Raw genomic sequence first — 3,605 nt, 5'->3', positions numbered from 1 at the left:
CGAGCGGTTGAAAATCCAATCGCGCCCCAAGCCTCCCGCAGCAATTGCGCGTTCTCCGCCCGCGACAAAAACCACGTCGTTGCCTGCCCCTCCATCGAGCACCATACGCAGCTCGACCGGGGTAATCTCGCTTTCCGGATCATCTTTGAAGACATGACCGCCAGCCGACACGTAGTCAGCACTATATCCGAAAAGAACGTCGTCTCCCCCTAGTCCGTTTCGCTGAGCCCACTTTGTCGCGAATAGCAAATCCGTCTGGTCCGAAGCATTTTCAGACGGGACGCCGAGACCCAGCAGTTGCGCCAACAGAACGGTGTTCGCGTCGACGTCGAAAGAATCCACGCTCGCACCGAAGGCATCGACGGCGTCATAAATCTTATTGATGTATGAATTTATGACGTCCTTATTGTTATCGTAGATGTACTCTCCAAGTGCCGCCCCGGCGTACGACCCCAACATCGCACCAGCAACGCCACCGAGGATGGTTCCAACTACGCCGTAGAGGCCACCCCTGGCCTTGAGGGCCGCCGCGATGGCTGCGCTGGTGCCAAGGGCTCCAGCAACACCACCTGCCGTTTCAAAAATAAACTTGACCCATAGTTTGTTGGCATCTTCGATCTTGTTCGCTTCTCTCAGTTCCTCTGCCTGGGCAGCGGTAACGATCGCCCCAACGATATTCCCAATGAGGCCGCTCTTAGCGATAATGAATCCAATGCCAGCCTTGCCAAAAAACTTCCACCACGCCTTGGTCGTAACTCCCGCCTTGGCGGCTTGACTGAGGTTTGTCGCGTCGACTGCCGCATCGGTCAGGATAGCTGCGTACTCTGACGTGTGCAGCCCGATGCCGATCGAATTTCCAGACTTCAATATCTTGTTGGCATCCTTCACTAACTGCTTTGTCGCGGCGCTGTCGTCCAAGCCAAGTAGCCCCTCATTGTAAAATCGAGCGGACGAAACCGGCGCATCCAACAGCCCGAATGGTGCGAAGCCTTTCGCCTTCGTTGTTGAACTGATAAGCCAAGATTTGAAGGCGTTATCACTTGAAAATATTATATTCGAGCCCGTGATGCCCCGCATCGCCGCCACGGCGTCCGGTGCAGCAGAGCCTAGCAACACTTTTCCGCCTGAGAACGTTACCGCTTTGCCGGTCGTTAGCTCAACGTAGGCGCGCTCAACAGCATTCTTCGAAGCTTGTTTGATTGCGGCATCGAACGCCGATAGATCAGTCACGCCGGCGTCTATTGCAGCCTTCTTGGCCGCATTTGCAGCTGCCAGCGTTGTATCGGTATAGTTTATGAGGCTGACGTTCGTCCCGTTCTTGACCCAGTCGATCAGGCCGCGAATATCCGATGTTGTGAACTTGCCAAGCTCGTCAATTAGGCCGCTCGTAACGTAGATCTTGCCTGACAGCTTATCCCTGAACGCATCGAGCGCCTTTTCCCCGCCAGATAAGAACAGGTCGATCAAGAAGCCCGTGTCTGCGAATTTGTTTGCACTCACCGGAGCAGTGGCCATGGCGCTCCCCTATCCCTTACGCGGCTGCTCATGGTCGCCGAGCAACAAAAGGCCTTGTGGTGCTTCGAGCATGCGCTCGACGGTCACCGGCGACAGATCGGGCACCTTGTCGAACCAAAGGCGGTTCAAAAAACTGAGAACCATGCGCTGAACCTGTGACGAACCTCGACCGCCTAGGCCGTAAATCCACACCTGCTCGTCCACGAACGCGCGTATGTTTTCATAAGGATCAATATCTGCTTTGATCACCTCAGCTTTCCGCCGCCGATAGTCTTCGAACTCTCTAAAGAATGACGAGTCCAGCAAATTTCTCATGATGTCCTTGATCTCGGATTCCAAAAGCCGGCTGCCCGCACTCTCGGCTTGAACATGCCGAATGCGATCAGAAAGAAAGGCCAACGCGTCCGCATCCGACGATATCAAGCCACCATGGAGACGCCTTGCCAGGGCTTCGGCAAGAAAATGGTTGTCGGCAGAACAAAGCCGGCTCTCGAGTTGGGGCGCAAATGCTTTGCGGCTGGCAATGACCAGATGGTATTCGTCGGGTGTTCGATTGAACGGTTTGTGCAGTCCGACGCGCCGGAAGATCGCATCCAATTTCGGATCGGCGGCAAGGTGCCTCGCCAGTGCGAGAAGTTCCTCAGGAGTGGTCGGATCGTATCGGTCACTGCCGGTTTCGTTGGACATCGCGAAATTTCCTTGCGGCACGGGGGTCGTGCCTTACACCCACCCATGCGCTTCTGCGCGTGCGTCGTCCACATTGGACATGACGGTGAGGCCGCCAAACCCGCCGAAACCTACGGTCCGCTTCATTTGCGGGCTTCCTCGGTAGCCTCCCCCACCGGCCGCACCTTCATCTTCTCCAGCACCGCCGGATCGGCCAACTGGCTCACGATCGGATGGATGCGCACCGGCTTGTCCTTCACCACTTGCTTGAAATTGGCGAGCACGGCAGTGGCGACCTTCTGTGAGGGGGCGATGACGTCGAGCAGCCAGGTGGTGTCGCCGCTGGTCCAGTCCTCGGCCTTGAGGCGGACCGGAAACACGCGGGCCTGGATCTGTTCGCGGATCTTGGCGTCGACCTCGTCGGAAACGCTCGCCCAGATCGCGATGCCGGCGGTCTCCTCGACCTTGCCCTCGCCGCCGGCCTTGGCGATGGCGATGCGATCGCGCGTCATCGGCTCGACGACGAGATGCATGACGTCGGCCAGCGTCTGGTTGCGGTAGCGCGGCAGGTTGAGCATGGCGAGGACGACCTCGCCGACGCCGGCCTGGATCCGCATCTTGAACGCGGCGATCTGCGCCAGCACCTGCGGATCGAGCGCGCGCTCTTTCGCATTCGCGGACTCGGCCGCGGCTCCGCCCTTGATCCCGTTCAGCGCCGGCTTGCCGGCGGCCGCTATCTCGTTCGTGCTTTTTGCCACAGCTCTCGCTCCCAACTTTCGATCCGCCCGGCGGGGCGTGTATCGCGATCACTAGGGAAGTGAGCCTGCCGCAGCGGCCGGCAGCCCGTCCGGGCCGCAAGTTGCCGACGCGAAGAACCTGTCATCTGCGCGCACCCGCCCCGGTTGTCCCAAACGGTCGCCACCGAAAGCAGATGTATAGCTCTGTCGCAGATTATCGAAAGCAGCCCCACTGCCCCTCCTCGACGTTCATAGAACGTTAACCCGCATACAACTTCAAGACGAAATCGCGACACGCCCTAAAAAATGTTGCGCGATGTGTCCACCCATTACGCTTTGTGACTATTGACAAGTGCCGAGAGGGAACGCGGGGCCTTTGGAGATGACCCGCGGAGCGTGAGGGCTCGATACGGCGCAGCGACGTCGCGAAAGACTCCACGCTGTCACTGTGCAGTCATACAAGGAAGCTCGGCGGAGCGTTCTCTGATGTACTGTCGAGCAACCAGATCACGCGCATTCGGCGAAGGACGCCGGCCGGCGGGGAGCAGTACGAGTTAAGTGCACTGGACTGCACCCCTTAAGTGAGACACGATAATTCCTGTGACAGTGCGGTTGCCACGACGTTATCGTGCCTTGTTTTGCGCGAACGCGGTTTCGAACTCAAGGGGCGACTGATATCCGAGCGCC

Annotated in this window: 2 protein-coding genes; both read right to left on the bottom strand. The window is 58.3% G+C overall.

The window, feature by feature from the left end:
• Window positions 1-1,524: 1,524 nt before the first annotated feature.
• Window positions 1,525-2,202, bottom strand: a complete 678-nt coding sequence (locus CVM73_RS09250) for a hypothetical protein (RefSeq protein WP_100231702.1) — start codon at window positions 2,200-2,202, stop codon at window positions 1,525-1,527.
• 122 nt (window positions 2,203-2,324) lie between these two features.
• Window positions 2,325-2,939: a toxin-activating lysine-acyltransferase gene (locus tag CVM73_RS09245; protein WP_245452267.1), complete on the bottom strand. Its 615-nt coding sequence runs from the start codon at window positions 2,937-2,939 to the stop codon at window positions 2,325-2,327.
• Between the last annotated feature and the right edge of the window lie 666 nt (window positions 2,940-3,605).

The sequence above is a fragment of the Bradyrhizobium forestalis genome (assembly GCF_002795245.1).
Lineage (GTDB): Bacteria > Pseudomonadota > Alphaproteobacteria > Rhizobiales > Xanthobacteraceae > Bradyrhizobium > Bradyrhizobium forestalis.
The sequence above is the reverse complement of the archived record's forward strand: the minus strand, read 5'-3'. Positions and strand labels throughout refer to the sequence as shown.

Bases quoted from the DNA above. Each gene is read 5' to 3' on its own strand.
- CVM73_RS09250 (WP_100231702.1), bottom strand. From the start codon at position 2,202: ATGTCCAACGAAACCGGCAGTGACCGATACGATCCGACCACTCCTGAG.